The sequence below is a fragment of the Pseudomonas sp. TMB3-21 genome, from assembly GCF_054898145.1.
The window spans coordinates 1,878,501-1,891,865 of the sequence record NZ_CM142718.1 but is presented as its reverse complement, the minus strand read 5'-3'; the positions used below and the strand labels follow the sequence as shown (position 1 = coordinate 1,891,865).

At 60.5% G+C, this 13,365-nt stretch carries 12 protein-coding genes; 4 read left to right on the top strand and 8 right to left on the bottom strand.

Features of this window, described 5'->3' with window-relative positions:
• Positions 1-8 precede the first annotated feature (8 nt).
• Positions 9-2,261, bottom strand: a complete 2,253-nt coding sequence (locus ACYZTS_RS08735) for a heavy metal translocating P-type ATPase (protein WP_461995359.1) — start codon at positions 2,259-2,261, stop codon at positions 9-11.
• An 84-nt stretch (positions 2,262-2,345) separates the two neighbouring features.
• Here ACYZTS_RS08735 and cadR point away from each other — a divergent pair, with 84 nt between their 5' ends.
• Positions 2,346-2,795 carry a Cd(II)/Pb(II)-responsive transcriptional regulator gene (gene cadR, locus ACYZTS_RS08730; RefSeq protein ID WP_461995357.1) on the top strand — a complete coding sequence of 150 codons (450 nt, stop codon included), beginning with the start codon at positions 2,346-2,348 and terminating at the stop codon, positions 2,793-2,795.
• A gap of 126 nt (positions 2,796-2,921) precedes the next feature.
• On the opposite strand, the gene ACYZTS_RS08725 is transcribed toward cadR, so the two are convergent.
• The 3 genes from ACYZTS_RS08725 to ACYZTS_RS08715 all read right to left on the bottom strand — a co-directional run bounded on the left by ACYZTS_RS08725 (position 2,922) and on the right by ACYZTS_RS08715 (position 5,613).
• The gene (locus ACYZTS_RS08725) at positions 2,922-3,893 is read right to left on the bottom strand and encodes a thymidylate synthase (RefSeq protein WP_028623903.1); all 972 of its coding nucleotides are present in this window, start codon (positions 3,891-3,893) and stop codon (positions 2,922-2,924) included.
• Between the two features lie 47 nt (positions 3,894-3,940).
• On the bottom strand, positions 3,941-4,747 hold the full coding sequence (lgt, locus tag ACYZTS_RS08720; protein ID WP_028623902.1) for a prolipoprotein diacylglyceryl transferase: 807 nt from the start codon (positions 4,745-4,747) through the stop codon (positions 3,941-3,943).
• 83 nt (positions 4,748-4,830) lie between these two features.
• Positions 4,831-5,613, bottom strand: coding sequence for a sulfite exporter TauE/SafE family protein (locus tag ACYZTS_RS08715; protein ID WP_028623901.1), 783 nt, complete (start codon positions 5,611-5,613; stop codon positions 4,831-4,833).
• 132 nt (positions 5,614-5,745) lie between these two features.
• On the opposite strand from ACYZTS_RS08715, the gene ACYZTS_RS08710 reads away from it, so the two are divergent.
• The gene (locus ACYZTS_RS08710) at positions 5,746-6,492 is read left to right on the top strand and encodes an NRDE family protein (protein ID WP_461995356.1); all 747 of its coding nucleotides are present in this window, start codon (positions 5,746-5,748) and stop codon (positions 6,490-6,492) included.
• Between the two features lie 115 nt (positions 6,493-6,607).
• Here the strand turns inward: ACYZTS_RS08710 and ptsP are convergent, their stop codons facing one another.
• Both ptsP and ACYZTS_RS08700 read right to left on the bottom strand, forming a co-directional pair.
• Complete coding sequence (ptsP, locus tag ACYZTS_RS08705; RefSeq protein ID WP_461995355.1) at positions 6,608-8,887, bottom strand: phosphoenolpyruvate--protein phosphotransferase; 2,280 nt, start codon at positions 8,885-8,887, stop codon at positions 6,608-6,610.
• Between the two features lie 22 nt (positions 8,888-8,909).
• A complete protein-coding gene (locus ACYZTS_RS08700; RefSeq protein ID WP_028623697.1) occupies positions 8,910-9,389 on the bottom strand; it encodes an RNA pyrophosphohydrolase in 480 nt (159 codons plus the stop codon).
• A gap of 143 nt (positions 9,390-9,532) precedes the next feature.
• On the opposite strand from ACYZTS_RS08700, the gene ACYZTS_RS08695 reads away from it, so the two are divergent.
• Positions 9,533-10,189, top strand: coding sequence for a histidinol-phosphatase (locus ACYZTS_RS08695; RefSeq protein WP_028623696.1), 657 nt, complete (start codon positions 9,533-9,535; stop codon positions 10,187-10,189).
• Positions 10,190-10,307: 118 nt separating this feature from the next.
• Here ACYZTS_RS08695 and ACYZTS_RS08690 read toward each other — a convergent pair whose 3' ends face one another.
• Positions 10,308-10,733, bottom strand: a complete 426-nt coding sequence (locus ACYZTS_RS08690; protein ID WP_461995353.1) for a DUF2269 domain-containing protein — start codon at positions 10,731-10,733, stop codon at positions 10,308-10,310.
• Between the two features lie 39 nt (positions 10,734-10,772).
• Entirely contained in the window at positions 10,773-12,287 is a 1,515-nt protein-coding gene (gene ilvA / locus ACYZTS_RS08685) for a threonine ammonia-lyase, biosynthetic (protein WP_028623694.1), read from the bottom strand.
• Positions 12,288-12,644: 357 nt separating this feature from the next.
• Here ilvA and rpiA point away from each other — a divergent pair, with 357 nt between their 5' ends.
• On the top strand, positions 12,645-13,316 hold the full coding sequence (gene rpiA, locus ACYZTS_RS08680; RefSeq protein WP_461995351.1) for a ribose-5-phosphate isomerase RpiA: 672 nt from the start codon (positions 12,645-12,647) through the stop codon (positions 13,314-13,316).
• The last annotated feature ends 49 nt before the right edge of the window (positions 13,317-13,365 follow it).

Here is a 13,365-nt window from a genome sequence, read left to right as displayed (position 1 = left end):
CTCATTGCTCATTTACGCAACAGGCGCAAACCGTTGAACACCACCAGCAGGGCGACGCCCATGTCGGCAAACACCGCCATCCACATCGTAGCGAACCCGGCAAAGGTTACCGCAAGAAAGATCGCTTTGATGACCAATGCCAGGGCGATGTTCTGTTTGAGGACTTGCGAGGTCTGACGCGATAGCTTGATGAATGTCGGAATTTTGCGCAGATCGTCGTCCATCAGGGCGACATCGGCAGTTTCTATCGCAGTATCGGTCCCGGCAGCGGCCATTGCGAAGCCGATTTCGGAACGCGCCAGCGCCGGTGCATCGTTGATGCCGTCGCCGACCATGCCGACCCGATGGCCCCGTGCATAAAGTGCCTCGATGGCTTGCAGCTTGTCCGTCGGCAACAGATCGCCCTGCGCCTGATCAATCCCTACCTGTGCGGCGATGGCCTGCGCCGTGTGGGCATTGTCGCCGGTGAGCATCAGGGTTTTGATGCCCAGTTCGTGCAGTTGCCGGATCGCTTCACGGCTGGACTCTTTCACCGTATCCGCCACAGCGAACAGCGCCAAGGGGCCGGACGAGTCGAGCAGCAGCACCACGGATTTGCCCTGTTTTTCCAGGGCGAACAGCTTCTCTTCCAACTCAGGCGAACACAGGCCGAGGTCTTCGACCAGGCGGTGATTGCCCAGGTGATAGGTCTGGCCGTGGATGTCGCCACGTACACCACGCCCGCCCAGTGCCTCGAAGTTATCCACAGTCAGCGCAGCGAGATTTTTGTCCTGCGCCGCATTGGCAATCGCCAACGACACCGGGTGATCCGAACGGCCGGCCAGCGCCGCAGCAATAGCCGGCGCAGTTTCATCTGCAGTCGGATCCAGCGACAAGTAGTCCGTCTGTACCGGTTTGCCGTGGGTGATCGTGCCGGTTTTGTCCAAGGCCAGATAATCGAGCTTGTAACCGCCCTCCAGATAGACGCCGCCCTTGACCAAGATGCCTTTGCGCGCCGCCGCCGCGAGGCCGCTGACGATGGTCACCGGGGTGGAAATCACCAGAGCGCATGGGCACGCAACCACCAGCAACACCAGCGCCCGGTAGATCCAGTCAAACCAGACTGCGCCCATGAACAGCGGCGGAATCACCGCCACGCCCAAGGCCATGACGAACACCGCAGGCGTGTAGATTTTTGAAAACTGGTCGACGAAACGCTGGGTCGGCGCCCGCGCACATTGGGCCTGTTCGACGGCATGAATAATCCGCGCCAGGGTCGAATGAGTGGCCGCAGCGGTCACCGAGTACTCCAGCGATCCCGCCTGGTTGATCGTGCCGGCGAACACCTTGTCGCCGAGGGTCTTCTCGACCGGCAGGCTTTCGCCGGTTATCGGCGCCTGATCGATCGTCGAGTTACCCGACACCACTTCACCGTCGAGACCGATTCGCTCGCCAGGCCGAACACGAACCCGCGCCCCGAGGTCGACGGTTTTGACGTCCTGTAAATTCCAGCTGCCGTCGGCCTGCAACACGGTGGCCTGCTCCGGGGTCATCTGCATCAAACCGCTGATGGCGTTGCGTGCACGGTCAAGCGACTTCGCCTCGATCAGTTCGGCGACGGTGAACAGGAACATCACCATCGCTGCTTCCGGCCACTGCCCGATCAGGATCGCGCCAGTCACCGCGATGCTCATCAGCGCGTTAATGTTGAGATTGAGGTTCTTCAGGGCGATCCAGCCCTTTTTGTAAGTGCCGAGGCCGCCGCTGAGGATCGAGACCAGCGCAATCACCGCCACCACCCAGTTCGGCGCGGCGTCGGTGAAGTGGATAACTTCGGCGACCAGCGCGCTCACGCCGGACAGCGCCAAGGGCCACCAGGATTTTTTATCGGGTGCCGGGGCCGGCGCGTCGACGCCCTGCTCCAACGGCTCGGCGTGCATGCCGAGGGACTTGATCGCGTCGATGATGGGCGCCGTGCCCGGCAGGTCGTGAGTGACACCCAACACGCGGTTGATCAGGTTGAATTCCAGTTGCTGCACGCCGGCGAGCTTGCCGAGTTTGTTCTGGATCAGCGTCTGTTCGGTCGGGCAATCCATTGCGTCAATGCGAAAACTGCTCAGCCGCGCGTCGGCGCTGGGCGCTTCAGTCAACTGGACCAGCGCAGGCGCTGCAGCGTTCGACGAGCAGCAGGCACCGCCATGCGCATGCTTGGGCGCGGGTTCGGGTACGCTGCAGCAAGTATCTGCGGCCTCATGTTTGTGCGTGTGCCGGGAATCGCTCATTGGTTTCGTCCATAAAGATGCCTGTTGCCAAGTAAAGACCCTGTAGCCACTATAGGGTCAAGCACCTATTCGGAAATACCCCTCATGAAGATCGGAGAACTGGCGAAACTCACCGACTGCGCCGTGGAGACCATCCGCTATTACGAGCGCGAACACCTGCTGCCGGAGCCGGCGCGCAGCGATGGCAACTACCGTGTTTACACCCAGGCCCACGCTGAACGCCTGACGTTCATCCGCAATTGTCGAACGCTGGACATGACGCTGGAGGAAATCCGCAGTTTGCTGGCGTTGCGCGACAGTCCGCAGGATCAATGCGAAAGCGTAAATGCGCTGGTTGATGAACATATCCATCACGTCAAAGCGCGAATTGATGGATTGATGGCGTTGCAGGCACAACTGCTGGACCTGCGCCAACGCTGTGGTGAAGGGCCGGAGGTCGATCAGTGCGGGATTCTGCAGCGGCTGGAAGTGAGTGGCGGGGTCGTGGCGACGGAGGTGGAGCATTCGCATGTGGGCCGCAGTCACGGGCACTGAGAACACCTCAAAACCAAATGTGGGAGCGGGCTTGCCCGCGAAGGCGTCGTGTCAGGCAACACTGATGTCGACTGGCATACCGCATTCGCGAGCAAGCCCGCTCCCACAGGGGTGCTGCGTTGGAGCTTAGACCGCCATCGGCGCGGTCATCGGCGGGTGGTGCTCATACCCTTCCAGCGAGAAATCACCCGGCTCGATCTGTTCCAGCCACTCGGGCTGATACACACCGGTCTTGGCGAACTCCGGCACGCGATCGCTGATTACCAGCTTCGGCATCGGGAACGGCTCGCGCTTGAGCTGCTCGTTGAGCATGTCCAGATGGTTCTCGTAAACGTGCGCATCACCAATGAAATAGGTGAACCAGCGCGGCGTGTAGCCGGTCAGGCGCCCGATCAGGCTCAGCAGCGCGGCGCCTTCAGTCAGGTTGAACGGCGTGCCCAGGCCGAGATCGTTGGAGCGGATGTAGAGCGTCAGCGAGATCTCTTTGGTCTCGACATTCGGGTGGAACTGATACAGCAGATGGCAAGGCGGCAAGGCCATTTCGTCCAGCTGCGCCACATTCCAGCCGTGGAACAGAATACGGCGGCTGCCCGGGTCCTTGATGATCGTGTCGATGCACTGGCGAATCTGATCGATCGCTTTGTACAGCACCACATAGGCCTGGCCGTTCTCCTCGCCTTCGGCGATCTGCCGATAGCCCTGGCTCAGGGTCTGCTCGATGGCGGCATTGTTGCTGATCGGGATCTGCTTGTACGCTGGCCATTTGCGCCACTGCACACCGTAGATTTCGCCGAGATCATCCTCGCCCTGACGGAACGGGTTGGCCAGCCACTGCGCGTTTTCGTTGGCGTTCTGGTCCCAGACCTTGCAGCCCAGCGCACGAAACTCGGCAGCGTTGTTGACCCCGCGCAGAAAACCGCACATCTCGCCGATGGCCGATTTGAAGGCCATCTTGCGCGTGGTGATCGCCGGGAAACCTTCCTTCAGGTCGTAGCGCAGCATCGCACCTGGAAAACTGATGGTGTTGATGCCGGTGCGATTGGCCTGTTTGGTGCCGTTCTTGATGACGTGGGCGACCAGTTCGAGATATTGCTTCATGAATTACCTGTGTCCTTGAACCCGGGGCCGTCGCCCCGGGCTCCAATTTATACGGCCGCTGCTGGCGCTGCCGGTGCGCGGTGATAGGCCAGCCAGATCAGGAAGAGCCCGCCGAGGATCATCGGTACGCAGAGCACCTGACCCATGGTCAGCCAGTTCCACGCCAGATAACCGAGCTGCGCGTCGGGCACGCGGACGAACTCGACGATGAAACGGAAGATCCCGTAAAACAGCGCGAACATCCCGGAGACCGCCATGGTGGGCCGCGGCTTGCGCGAAAATATCCACAGGATCGCAAACAGCGCCACACCTTCCAGCGCGAATTGATAGAGCTGCGACGGGTGACGCGCCAGTTGCGCCGGATCGGTCGGAAACACCATCGCCCAAGGCACGTCAGTGGCTTTGCCCCACAACTCGGCGTTGATGAAATTGCCGATGCGCCCGGCGCCCAGGCCGATCGGCACCATCGGTGCAACGAAGTCCATCAGCTGGAAAAACGACTTGCCGTTCTTCTTGCCGAACCACAATGCCGCTAGCATCACGCCGATGAACCCGCCGTGGAACGACATGCCGCCCTTCCACACTTCAAAAATCAGCGTCGGGTTGGCCAGGTATGCACTCAGGTCGTAAAACAGCACATAACCCAGACGACCGCCGACAATCACGCCCATCGACATCCAGAACACCATGTCGGAGAGCTTTTCTTTGCTCCAGGTCGGGTCGAAACGATTGAGCCGGCGCGACGCCAGCAGCCACGCACCGCCGATGCCGATCAGGTACATCAACCCGTACCAGTGGATTTTCAGCGGACCGATGGCCAGGGCCACCGGGTCGATCTGCGGGTAAGGCAGCATTGCGACTCCTCGTTAGAGTTGAAACCAAAAAAATGCCCGGGCGACGCTGTCACGCCAGGATTAAGCCAGTATTGCGCTGCCCGTCAGAGCACAAAGCTCAGGCCGACGCAGAACAACAAAGCGGCGAACAATCTTTTCAGCAGGCGCGGCGACAGACGATGGGCCAGTCGTGCACCAAAGCGGGCGAAGATCATGCTGGTCAGCGCGATCCCCATCAGCGCCGGCAAATAAATGAAACCAAGACTATGGGCCGGCAACAGCGGATCGTGCCACCCCAGAATCATGAAACTTGATGCACCGGCCAGCGCAATCGGCAAACCGCAGGCCGAAGACGTCGCCACCGCTTGCTGCATCGGCACACTGCGCCACGTCAAAAACGGAACAGTCAGCGAGCCGCCGCCGATGCCGAAAATTGCCGACGCCCAGCCAATCACCGTTCCGGCCACGGTCAGCCCGACTTTACCGGGCACTGTCCGGCTGGCCTTGGGCTTGAAGTCCAGCGCGAGCTGAACCGCAATGATCAGCGCAAACACACCGATGATTTTCTGCAGGTTGGGGCCGGAAATCGCTTCAGCGGTCAGCGCACCAAAACCGGCACCTATCAGAATGCCGACGGTCATCCAGGCAAAGATCGGCCAACGCACGGCGCCGCGGCGGTGGTGCTCGAGTACGGCATTGACCGAGGTGAAGATGATCGTCGCCAGGGATGTGCCAACCGCCAGGTGCGTCAGGATCGAGGAATCGAAGCCCTGCAAGGTAAAACTGAATACCAGCACCGGGACAATAATGATCCCCCCGCCCACGCCGAACAGCCCAGCCAGCACGCCCGCGCAGGCGCCGAGCGCCAGATACAGCAGAAATTCCATGGCCGTCCTGGTCCGATTCGCAAAATAGGCTCGCATGTTAACGGATGCGTGACCCGAGGCCCACTGCGGATGGCGATGGATCGATCAGCGTCGACTGGGTAGAGTGAGCAAAAAACACACAAGGACCGCCTTATGTGCTTGATTGTTTTCGCCTGGCGACCGGGTCATGCGCAACCGCTGATCGTTGCGGCCAACCGCGACGAATTTTATGCCCGGCCCAGTCTGCCGCTGGCGCAATGGCCGGAAGCGCCACAGGTTTACGCCGGACGCGACCTCGAAGCCGGTGGTACCTGGCTGGGTATCGGCGCCAACGGACGCTTCGCCGCGCTGACCAACATCCGCGATCCCCATCAACCGCCCGCACGAAAATCGCGCGGCGAACTGGTGGCGCGATTTCTAACTGGCGAGATGCCGATTGATGATTATTTGAGCGACGTTGTCGGACGTTCGCTGGAATATGCCGGGTTTAACCTGTTGATCGGCAATGCTTATGAGCTGTGGCATTTCAACGCACACGAAACCGAGGCGGTGATGTTGCCGCCGGGTGTTTACGGGTTGTCGAACGCAGGGCTGGACACGCCCTGGCCGAAGTTGCTGAGGGCGCGCTCGGCGCTGGAAGCGCACCTGGAAGATCCGCAGCCTGAGGGGTTATTGACACTGTTGAATGATCCGCAGACCGCGCCATTCGCGGAGTTGCCGGATACCGGCGTGGGTTTGGCGACCGAAGCATTGTTGTCGAGTGTGTTTATTGCCAGCCCGACTTATGGAACCAGGGCGAGTACGGCGCTGATTGTTCAGGCGGACGGGACGCTACATATGGTCGAGCGGAGTTTTGGGCCGTATGGAGGGCATCTTGGCGAAGTCGAAATCAGGGTTTGACCGTTGTTGTTGTCTGGACTGGCCTCATCGCGAGCAGGCTCGCTCCCACAGGGTTTTGTGATCGACTCAGCCCACCTGTGGGAGCGAGCCTGCTCGCGATGAGGCCATCAGCATTTTAGAGAGTCTTGGCCGACGCCGGATTAATCATTCGCGCCAGGCCCAGATTCTTCAGGGCCAATTGCAGCGAGCTGTGGATAACTTGCGGGTTGTCGATGGTCATCAGCTCAGCCAACAATTCCTTGGCCTTGCTCAGATTGATCTGGCGCAGCATCCATTTCACTTTCGGCAGGTTGGTGGCGTTCATCGACAGGCTGTCAAAACCCATCGCCATCAACAGCACTGCCGCTGCCGGGTCACCGGCCATTTCCCCGCAGATACTCACCGGCTTGCCTTCGGCGTGGGCGTCGCGCACCACGTTCTGCAAGGCCTGAAGCACTGCCGGGTGCAGGTAATCGTACAAATCGGCAACCCGTGGATTGTTGCGGTCAACCGCCAGCAGGTATTGAGTCAGGTCGTTGGAGCCTACCGACAGGAAGTCCACCTGACGCGCCAGTTCCTTGGTCTGATACACCGCCGCCGGGATCTCGATCATCACGCCAATCGGCGGCATCGGCACGTCGGTGCCTTCGTCGCGCACCTCGCCCCATGCACGATGGATCAGGTGCAGCGCTTCTTCGAGTTCGTGAGTACCGGAGATCATCGGCAGCAGAATGCGCAGGTTGTTCAGGCCTTCACTGGCCTTGAGCATCGCGCGGGTCTGCACCAGGAAGATTTCCGGGTGGTCGAGTGTCACGCGAATGCCGCGCCAGCCGAGGAACGGGTTGTCTTCCTTTATCGGGAAGTACGACAGCGACTTGTCGCCGCCGATGTCCAGGCTGCGCATGGTCACCGGTTGCGGATGGAACGCGGAGAGCTGCTCGCGATAGATCGCCAGTTGCTCTTTCTCGCTCGGGAAGCGCTGGTTGATCATAAACGGCACTTCGGTGCGGTACAGACCCACGCCTTCTGCGCCGCGCTTCTGCGCGCGTGCCACGTCCGCCAGCAGACCGGTATTGACCCACAGCGGCATGCGGTGGCCATCAAGCGTTACGCAGGGCAGATCGCGCAGCGCATCCAGCCCGAGGGAGAGTTGTTTTTCTTCCTCGACCACTTCGGCGAACTGCTTGCGCAGCACGTCGCTGGGGTTGGTATAGACCTCGCCGTGGTAGCCGTCGACGATCATCTGAATGCCGTCGACCTTGGAATACGGCAGATCGACCAGGCCCATCACCGTCGGAATGCCCATGGCCCGTGCCAGGATCGCCACGTGCGAGTTGCCAGAGCCGAGGACCGAGACCAGACCGACCAGCTTGCCTTCCGGCACCTCGCCGAGCATCGCCGGCGTCAGTTCTTCGCTGATCAGAATGGTGTTGTCGGGGTAGACCAGGGTCTGCTGACGCTCTTCCTGCAGATAAGCCAGCAGGCGTCGGCCGAGGTCCTTGACGTCGGAGGCACGCTCACGCAAGTACGCGTCGTCCATCAATTCGAAACGGTTGACGTGTTCGGTGACCACCTGACGCAATGCGCCCTGAGCCCACTGGCCGGTCTTGATCACGGTGGTGATTTCGCTGCCGAGCGAGGCATCGTCGAGCATCATCAGGTAGACGTCGAACAACGCACGTTCTTCCGGACGCAGCTGATTCGCGAGTTTGGCGGACAACGCGCGCATGTCGGCGCGCACGCCTTCGATGGCAGTCTTGAACAGCCCCAGCTCGGCGGTGATGTCGGTGATGGTCTTGTCCGGTACCACGTCCAGATCGGCCGGCGGCAACATGACCACCGCAGTACCGACCGCCGCACCCGGCGAGCCCGGTACGCCGACAAACTTTGCTTCCTGAATGCCTTTGCCCTGACGGCCCAGACCGCGAATCGAACCGGTGGCCTCGGCGTGGGCGATAACGCCGGCGAGCTGTGCGCTCATGGTCACGAGGAAGGCTTCTTCACCTTCATCGAACTGGCGGCGTTCTTTTTGCTGAATGACCAACACGCCGACGACGCGGCGGTGGTGAATGATCGGCGCCCCGAGGAAAGACGCGTAGCGTTCCTCACCGGTCTCGGCGAAGTAACGATAGCGCGGGTGACCCGCTGCGTTTTCCAGGTTCAGGGGTTCTTCACGCGTACCGACCAGACCGACCAGACCTTCGTTCGGCGCCATGCTGACCTTGCCGATCGAGCGCTTGTTCAGGCCCTCGGTGGCCATCAGCACGAAGCGATTGGTCTCGGGATCGAGCAGGTAGACCGAGCAGACCTGACTGCCCATTGCCTCTTTGACGCGCAGCACAATAATGCCCAACGCCGCCTTGAGATCCTTGGCGGAGTTAACTTCCTGGACGATCTTGCGCAGCGTATTGAGCATGGCTCGGGGTCGAACTCCGTCGTCAGTCGCGCGATAAAAGGCGCGGGGCAAGCTCTTTGAGAGCGCGTCGATAAACCTCGCGCTTGAATGTCACCACCTGGCCCAACGGATACCAATAACTGACCCAGCGCCAGCCATCGAATTCCGGTTTACCGGTCAAATCCATCCGCACCCGCTGCTCGTTGGAGATCAGGCGCAGGAGAAACCATTTCTGCTTCTGGCCAATGCACAGCGGTTGGCTGTGGGTGCGGACCAGACGTTGCGGCAAACGATAGCGCAACCAGCCCCGGGTGCAGGCGAGTATTTCAACATCCTCGCGCTCCAGCCCGACTTCTTCGTTCAACTCGCGGTACAAGGCGTCTTCCGGCGTCTCCTGGGGGTTGATCCCTCCCTGTGGAAACTGCCACGCATCTTGATTGATACGGCGAGCCCATAGCACCTGTCCGGCATCATTCGTGAGAATGATCCCGACATTGGGGCGGAAACCATCGGGGTCGATCACGGCAACAACCTCGCAAACGCATGTCGTCGCATTGTTCCACAAAGGTTGTGAAGGCAGCAACGAGGCTGCCTACCTTATGTGCACTCTTGTGAAAAGTCCGTATTCTGGACGCCTTTCTACAGACTTTTCAGCGAGTAACTGCAATGCGCCTGGCTTTATTCGACTTGGACAACACGCTTTTGGGCGGCGACAGTGACCACGCCTGGGGCGATTACCTGTGCGAGCGCGGCTTCCTCGACGCCGTGGCCTACAAGGCACGCAACGATGAGTTCTATCAGGATTACCTGGCCGGCAAGCTGGACAATGACGCGTATCTGAATTTTTGCCTGGAAGTGCTCGGCCGCACCGAGATGGCCACACTGGAGCAATGGCACCTGGATTACATGCGCGACTGCATCGAGCCGATCGTCCTGCCAAAAGCCATGGAGCTGCTGGCCAAGCACCGCGACGCCGGCGACAAACTGGTGATCATCACTGCCACCAACCGTTTTGTGACGGCGCCGATTGCGGTGCGCCTGGGCGTCGACACCCTGATCGCCACTGAATGCGAAATGGTCGATGGCCGTTATACCGGGCGCAGCACCGACGTTCCGTGCTTCCGTGAAGGCAAGGTGACGCGGCTGAATCGCTGGCTGGAGGAGACCGGGTATTCGCTGGAGGACAGTTATTTCTACAGCGACTCTATGAACGATTTGCCGTTGCTGGAACAAGTGGCGAATCCAGTGGTGGTGGATCCGGATCCGAATCTGCGCGCTGAGGCACAGAAGCGTGGCTGGCCGGTGATGACTCTGCGCGACTGACATCACCTGTAGCAGCTGCCGAGGTACGAGGCTGCGTTGCGGTCCGCAGGAACGCCCATAAGGGCCGCTTCGCAGCCCATCGCAGCCTCGTACCTCGGCAGCTGCTACAGAGTCTGTGCTAAACCGGTTTTGCGCCCATCAACCCGGCAATGGCGACAAAACAAACGAAGCTGATCAGTGCAAGGGCAAAGGTGAACTTGCCGTTCCCTCCCGTCGCCTTGCGCAACTTGTTCAGCCGCACCAACAGCCAGAACCAGCCCAGCGCCGCCACCGCGTAGAGCACGCTTGAAGCGAGCAACCACGTCTGCCCCAATGGCCAGCCCACCAAATGCACCATCCACCAACCGGTGAACGGCATGCTCAGCAAGGCAATGCCCATGAACAGCCAGGCGAACAACCGTGGACCCTGCAGCGTGCGCTGCACAGCAGTCGCATCGCCACTACGCCGCGTTTGCCAGACCCATATACCCAGCCCCAGCGCACAAGCGAACATGATTGCCGTCGCCGCGGTGTGTGCCATTTTCAGGGCGGTTAACGTTTCCATTGTGCGATTTCCTTAAGGGCTGTCCATCAGCGTAGCCTTTCAGCCGAGAAACAGCTGATACGCCGGGTTGTCGCTTTCATCCCAAAACGGGTAGCCGATTTCCTCAAGTGCTGCAGGAACCATATGACGCTCGTCGTGAGGCACCTGCAACCCAGCCACCACGCGACCGTCCGCCGCGCCGTGATTGCGGTAATGGAACATCGAAATATTCCAGCGCCCGCCAAGTTTGTTGAGGAAATTGAACAACGCGCCCGGACGCTCCGGGAATTCGAAACGCAGCACCACCTCATCGACAACGTGCGCCGCACGCCCGCCGACCATGTGGCGAATGTGCAATTTGGCCAATTCGTTGTCGGTCAGGTCGAGCACCGGAAAACCCTGCTCGGTGAGACTGGCCAGCAATGCACTGCGCGGGTCGTTGTCCGGGTGCGTCTGCACGCCGACGAAGATGTGCGCCTCGCTGCCGGTGTTGTAGCGGTAGTTGAATTCAGTGATCTGGCGTTTGCCGATGGCTTCACAGAACGCCTTGAAGCTGCCCGGTTTTTCCGGGATGGTCACAGCGATAATGGCTTCGCGACCCTCGCCCAGTTCGGCGCGCTCAGCGACATGGCGCAGGCGGTCGAAGTTGACGTTGGCACCGGAATCGATCGCGACGAAAGTGTGGCCGGTGATCCCGTGCTGCTCGACGTATTTCTTAATACCCGCGACGCCGAGCGCGCCCGCAGGCTCGGTGATCGAGCGGGTATCGTCGTAGATATCCTTGATGGCCGCGCAGATTTCGTCGGTGCTGACGGTGATCACTTCATCGACATGATCTTTGCAGATTTCGAAGGTGTATTGACCGATCTGCGCCACCGCAACACCGTCGGCGAAGATGCCCACAGTGGGCAACACCACACGCTCGCCGGCCGCCATGGCCATCTGCAGGCAGTTGGAATCGTCCGGTTCGACGCCGATGATCTTGATCTCGGGGCGCAGGTATTTCACGTACGCCGCGATACCCGCGATCAGCCCGCCGCCGCCCACCGGAACGAAGATCGCATCCAGGCGCCCCGGGTGCTGGCGCAGAATCTCCATCGCCACAGTGCCCTGCCCGGCAATGGTGTGGGGATCGTCGTAAGGATGAATGTAGACGTAGCCTTTTTCGTCGACCAGCTTCAGCGAGTAGGCCAGGGCTTCCGGGAACGAATCCCCGTGCAGGACCACTTTGCCGCCGCGTGAGCGCACGCCTTCGACTTTGATTTCCGGGGTGGTCTTGGGCATGACGATGGTCGCTTTCACGCCCAACACTTTCGCCGCCAGGGCCAGGCCCTGCGCGTGGTTGCCTGCAGAAGCGGTGACAACGCCACGGGCACGCTCTTCGTCGCTCAACTGAGTGAGCTTGTTGTAAGCGCCGCGAATCTTGAAGGAGAACACCGGCTGCAAGTCTTCGCGCTTGAGCCAAATACTGTTGCCCAAGCGCTCGGAGAGCTGGCGAGCAGTCTGCAACGGGGTTTCTACGGCAACGTCATAAACGCGCGAGGTGAGGATCTTTTTGACGTACTGTTCGAGCATCGGAAAGCATCACTGAGCGGGTTGGGCAGGGCCAAGGAGTCTAACCCGGCTTTCGGCCGGGCGACCACACTAAACCGGTGCGTTTAAGGCCAGGAACAACCTGTCAGGCCTGGAACCCTACCTGTAAGAGCAGGAATACAACCTGTGGCGAAGGAGCTTGCTCCCGCTCGGCTGCGAAGCAGTCGTGAAATCTGCGGATGAGGTCTGCCTGAAAGAATGCCGGGGAGTGCTTCGCCCTCCAGCGGGAGCAAGCTCCCTCGCCACAAAAAGCAGCCCGCCAATCGGGGAATGACCTCCCCCGCCTCCAAGCCTATAATGCCGGCCTTTCCGCCCCCCTTGCCCGCCTTCGGAGCCCGCATGAATCAGGATCAACTCAAACAGGCAGTGGCTCAGGCCGCCGTCGACCTCATCCTCCCGAAACTCGATGACAAGAGCATCGTCGGGGTTGGCACTGGCTCCACCGCCAACTGTTTCATCGATGCCCTGGCGCAGCACAAAGGTGCGTTCGACGGCGCGGTCGCCAGCTCCGAAGCCACTGCCGCGCGCCTGAAGGGCCACGGCATTCCGGTGTACGAGCTGAACACCGTCAGCGACCTTGAGTTCTACGTCGATGGCGCCGATGAAAGCGATGAGCACCTGAATCTGATCAAGGGCGGCGGCGCTGCGCTGACTCGCGAGAAGATCGTCGCGGCCGTGGCCAGGACTTTCATCTGCATCGCCGACGCCAGCAAACTGGTGCCCGTCCTGGGCGCGTTCCCGCTACCGGTCGAAGTGATCCCGATGGCTCGCAGCCACGTCGCTCGCGAACTGGTGAAACTGGGCGGCGACCCGGTCTACCGTGAAGGCGTACTGACCGATAACGGCAACATCATTCTGGATGTGTTCAACATGCAGATCACCAATCCGACAGCGCTGGAAGCACAGATCAATGCGATCGTCGGTGTGGTTACCAATGGCTTGTTCGCGGCACGCCCGGCGGATGTGCTGTTGTTGGGGACGAGTGAAGGTGTGAAGACCCTCAGGGCCTGATCGGCCGAGCACCCGTAGGAGCAAGCTTGCTCGCGATCAACGATAACGC

Excerpts from the sequence above, each read along its gene's own strand:
- ilvA (WP_028623694.1), bottom strand. The coding sequence starts at position 12,287 with ATGCTCGAACAGTACGTCAAAAAGATCCTCACCTCGCGCGTTTATGAC.
- ACYZTS_RS08735 (WP_461995359.1), bottom strand. The coding sequence starts at position 2,261 with ATGAGCGATTCCCGGCACACGCACAAACATGAGGCCGCAGATACTTGC.
- cadR (WP_461995357.1), top strand. The coding sequence starts at position 2,346 with ATGAAGATCGGAGAACTGGCGAAACTCACCGACTGCGCCGTGGAGACC.
- ACYZTS_RS08710 (WP_461995356.1), top strand. The coding sequence starts at position 5,746 with ATGTGCTTGATTGTTTTCGCCTGGCGACCGGGTCATGCGCAACCGCTG.
- lgt (WP_028623902.1), bottom strand. The coding sequence starts at position 4,747 with ATGCTGCCTTACCCGCAGATCGACCCGGTGGCCCTGGCCATCGGTCCG.
- ACYZTS_RS08690 (WP_461995353.1), bottom strand. The coding sequence starts at position 10,733 with ATGGAAACGTTAACCGCCCTGAAAATGGCACACACCGCGGCGACGGCA.
- ACYZTS_RS08715 (WP_028623901.1), bottom strand. The coding sequence starts at position 5,613 with ATGGAATTTCTGCTGTATCTGGCGCTCGGCGCCTGCGCGGGCGTGCTG.
- ptsP (WP_461995355.1), bottom strand. The coding sequence starts at position 8,887 with ATGCTCAATACGCTGCGCAAGATCGTCCAGGAAGTTAACTCCGCCAAG.
- ACYZTS_RS08695 (WP_028623696.1), top strand. The coding sequence starts at position 9,533 with ATGCGCCTGGCTTTATTCGACTTGGACAACACGCTTTTGGGCGGCGAC.
- ACYZTS_RS08725 (WP_028623903.1), bottom strand. The coding sequence starts at position 3,893 with ATGAAGCAATATCTCGAACTGGTCGCCCACGTCATCAAGAACGGCACC.
- rpiA (WP_461995351.1), top strand. The coding sequence starts at position 12,645 with ATGAATCAGGATCAACTCAAACAGGCAGTGGCTCAGGCCGCCGTCGAC.